The sequence below is a fragment of the Leptospira soteropolitanensis genome, assembly GCF_026151655.1.
Classification (GTDB): domain Bacteria; phylum Spirochaetota; class Leptospiria; order Leptospirales; family Leptospiraceae; genus Leptospira_A; species Leptospira_A soteropolitanensis.
On the sequence record NZ_JAMQPN010000028.1, the window covers coordinates 1 to 3,982 of the forward strand.

Here is a 3,982-nt window from a genome sequence, read left to right on the forward strand (position 1 = left end):
GTAAATTGTATTGTTCAAGGGTTTTACACAGAACAGGTAATTTAATCTGCAGGATTGAAACGGGTGTTTAAGAATATTTATAACTTGGTTCACGGTAATAAAAGAAACTTTTTAATAAATAGAGTAAAACAGTTATGTCAGATTATTTATCTATAAACCAGGAGTATAGTACGTCTGTTGCGTATTTTTCAATGGAATATGCCATTCATCAGCCTTTAAAAATATATTCAGGAGGCCTGGGTTTTTTATCTGGTTCCCATATGCGCAGTGCATACGACATGAAACAAAATCTTGTCGGGGTTGGAATGCTGTGGAAATACGGCTATTACGATCAGGCTCGGAATGAAGATCTTACGATGCGGGTCGATTACACGGTAAAATATTATACCTTTTTAGAAGATCCGGGTATTACAGTTACAGTAAATGTTTTCGGCAAGGATATATATGTAAAAGCTTTTTTGCTCAAACCGGAGACATTTGGATCAGCACCGATCTATCTTTTATCAACTGACCTGCCGGAAAATGATTATTTAAGTAAAACAATCACTCACCACCTGTACGACCCGAATGAAGAGACCCGTATCGCTCAAAGTATTGTGCTGGGCATCGGCGGGGGCAAAGTGCTTGATGCATTAAACAGGCATGTAGATATCTATCATATTAATGAGGCACATGCTTTGCCGGTTGCATTTCATCTTTATGATGTCCATAAAAACTGGGAGGAAGTAAAAAAACACCTGGTATTTACCACGCATACGCCTGAAAAAGCCGGCAATGAATCGCACAACTTTGATTTGTTAAGCCGTGCATCGTTTTTCGGAAATGTTCCGATGCAGGATATTCATGCATTGGACTGCATCATCAACGGGCAGTTTGAATATACCCTGGCAGCATTGCGCATGGCTAAAAAAGCGAATGGTGTTTCAGAGCTTCACGGTGAAGTATCAAGAAATATGTGGAGAGAATACAATAATATCTGTCCCATTGACCACATAACCAATTCTCAGAATGTAGCCTACTGGGCAGATAATTCATTACTGCAGGCGTATCACGAACAAAATGACAACTGGATCCGGGTGCGTAAAAAAGAACTGAAAAAGCAGTTGTTTGAAGTGATTGCTGATCAGACGGGCGATATGCTGGATCCGAATGTTTTGACAATTGTCTGGAGCAGACGTTTTGCCGGCTATAAGCGTCCGGATCTGATCATGCGTGATTACAACAGATTTATGAATCTGTTAAATAATATTCATCAACCCGTGCAGATCATTTGGGCCGGGAAGCCCTATCCGCGAGACCAGGAAGCAATAGGTATTTTTAATAAAATTCTGCAGTCGACACTTACTTCAGACAGATCTGTCATTCTCGTAGGATATGAATTAGGGCTTTCAGCTTTATTAAAAAAAGGTGCAGACGTATGGCTGAACAACCCCCGGTATACGCGTGAAGCTTCAGGAACAAGTGGTATGACTGCATCTATGAATGCAACGCTGAATCTTTCAAATCTGGATGGCTGGGTGAAAGAATACGGAAAGCATATGGAAAATAGCTTTATTATGCAGCACGCCGTTCCCAATCAAAATATAGATGAGCAGGATAATCAGGACGCACAATATTTATATGAGATACTGGAAAATGTAGTGATCCCGACTTATTATAATGATCAGCAGAAATGGGCTCAAATGATCCGTAAAAGCATGGATGATATTTTCCCTTTCTTCAATTCAGATCGGATGGCGGACGAATACTACAAAAAGTTGTATAACAGTGGCAGATAAGCTATTCTTTATATATTGTGATTAAATATAGTCGCCTTTAAGCCGACTGGATTCCCATAATGAGCAATCTGTCACGAATATGGAATAACCATTCTTGAGTCGGGGGGACTGGTTCTTGGCAAAACTCTTACCAAGTTCCTATGTGGTCGAATTATAATCAAACAATCGCAGCGACAGGGCGACTTTCTTCCACTGATCCGAACTTACAAAATATCCCTATTAAAGATGAAGAGGGAAAATTAATTAGAAAAGGGTTTGTTCCGGGAAACAAAGATTATCTCCTGCTCAGCTTAGACTATTCTCAAATCGAACTCAGGATCATGGCACATTTTGCAAACGACAAAAATATGATTCGTGCTTATGAGAAAAATGCAGATATTCATAATGAAACCGCCCAGGCATTGTTTGGAGTTAGTGCGAAAGAAGTTACACCGGAAATGAGAAATAAAGCAAAGATAGTAAATTTCTCCGTAATATATGGAGTAACCGCTTATGGTCTAAGCCAAAATCTAAAAGTCTCGAGACAAGAAGCAGGAATCTTTATTGATAAATATTTTCAACAATTTCCAGGTGTAAAAAAATACATGGAAGATATTTGCGCTGAGTGCGCTGACAAAGGGTATGTGGAAACTATTACAGGAAGGAGAAGACATATTCCCGAAATCAAATCCTCCCGCAGACAAGAACAAGAAGCTGGAAAGCGGATAGCAATCAATAGCCCTATTCAAGGAACAAGTGCAGATATGATAAAAATTGCTATGCTTTCAATCCATGAAAAACTTCAGAAGAAAAAGCTAAACTCCAAACTCATCATGCAAGTTCATGACGAATTGGTTTTTGAAGTTCACAAAAAAGAAAAAGACATCGTCTTTGACCTAGCCAAGAAAGAAATGGAAACAGCAATCAAGCTTAAGGTTCCAATCATTGCACAAGGAAAATTTGGCGATAACTGGGATGAGGCGCACTAGAATTAAAACGATGCCATTATCTAAGGATAGATTACTCTTCTAAGAATTCGTTTCAATTAGATTGAATTTTTTTTAGAGTAAATTCTCCATAGACTAAGTCTCCTTCCGGATAATTATAAATAGCCTCTCGGAAAGTAGGAATTCGTCTTCCATTAAAATCTTTATGATTTCTAATTTAACTCCTCATCTTTATAATATTTTGCTCCGGTGATGCTGATTCCAACAATTGCTCCCGATTCACTAAGTTGGTACATGCTGACATTTGGAGAGGTAGATTCTCCCATTCGAAAATCTAAGCCCTGCTTCGAATAATTGGCAGTAGCCAATAGATTGCCGCCAAACTGCCAACCGGATTCAATAAATTTTACCAATGCTTCTTCAGAATGAAATAAAAACACAATCTTAAATCTTTGCACCCCAAATCCTAGACCTGGTTGCAATTCTCTCATCCTCATATAAGTAGGCTTGTGAGTAGAATGAGAAAACACCACCCCTTCTCCTTTTGCACTTCCCATAAACATAAATTTAAATCCAAAGTTACTAAATACAGCTACGCCAACCGAATCCTCTTCTGCTGCTTTTTTTGCCTTTGGATACTGCTGAAAAACTTGGTCTCTAGTCAGTCTTGCCATTTCTAAAATTTCTTCTCTTTGCAAATTTTTTTGAGTTTTTGTTTTTGGCACCGTGCTACATAAATTACTACTCATTCCAAGTATCAAAACAATTAGATTAAAAAGAATCCGATTTAAAAGAGCCATGTTCTATCTTCTTAGTTGCTTATTACTAATTTGCAAGAAATTAATTTACCCTACAACACCACGTTCAGTTGATATTCTTTCAATATTTAATCGATTAAACCAAGCTCATAGGCAAATTTAAACATTGCAACAACACCAGCCGTCTTAGGAAAAGGATGATCTAAATTAGGAGAACCAAAACTTAGTTTACCTACGAAAGAGTTATAAGCAACATCCCAATGATGAGCATGTAGCATTGCAAGATCAGTTGCCATGGGAATATGAAGTTTAGAGTGTTTTTGTGTCACTTGCATATCGTTATTTGCATCGTATTTATTTAACTCATTCACTCCCTGTAACTGAAAGTATGGTACTTCTGTAATTGTAGTTGAACCAGTAATATTGAAAACAGGAATATTCAAGGCATCTAATTTTTTTAAGTTCTCCTTCAAAAATTCTCCGCGAATAAAAGTAGTTAAATCTAGAATTGCCGCTTTTA

General features: G+C 37.8%; 3 protein-coding genes and 1 pseudogene. 2 read left to right on the top strand and 2 right to left on the bottom strand.

Annotated elements, in window-relative coordinates; all coding sequences use genetic code 11:
• Positions 1-134: 134 nt before the first annotated feature.
• Both glgP and ND811_RS18890 read left to right on the top strand, forming a co-directional pair.
• Complete coding sequence (gene glgP / locus ND811_RS18885) at positions 135-1,778, top strand: alpha-glucan family phosphorylase (RefSeq protein ID WP_265353543.1); 1,644 nt, start codon at positions 135-137, stop codon at positions 1,776-1,778.
• 146 nt (positions 1,779-1,924) lie between these two features.
• Positions 1,925-2,746 (top strand): annotated as a pseudogene (locus ND811_RS18890) (DNA polymerase); the annotation flags it as partial.
• A gap of 170 nt (positions 2,747-2,916) precedes the next feature.
• Here ND811_RS18890 and ND811_RS18895 read toward each other — a convergent pair.
• Both ND811_RS18895 and ND811_RS18900 read right to left on the bottom strand, forming a co-directional pair.
• Positions 2,917-3,504, bottom strand: a complete 588-nt coding sequence (locus ND811_RS18895) for a lipid-binding SYLF domain-containing protein (RefSeq protein ID WP_265353542.1) — start codon at positions 3,502-3,504, stop codon at positions 2,917-2,919.
• Between the two features lie 86 nt (positions 3,505-3,590).
• On the bottom strand, positions 3,591-3,982 hold a 392-nt coding region (locus ND811_RS18900), incomplete at its 5' end, for a hypothetical protein (protein ID WP_265365550.1).

What these genes read in the sequence shown, in the direction of transcription:
- glgP (WP_265353543.1), top strand. Translation starts at nt 135, where the DNA reads ATGTCAGATTATTTATCTATAAACCAGGAGTATAGTACGTCTGTTGCG.
- ND811_RS18895 (WP_265353542.1), bottom strand. Translation starts at nt 3,504, where the DNA reads ATGGCTCTTTTAAATCGGATTCTTTTTAATCTAATTGTTTTGATACTT.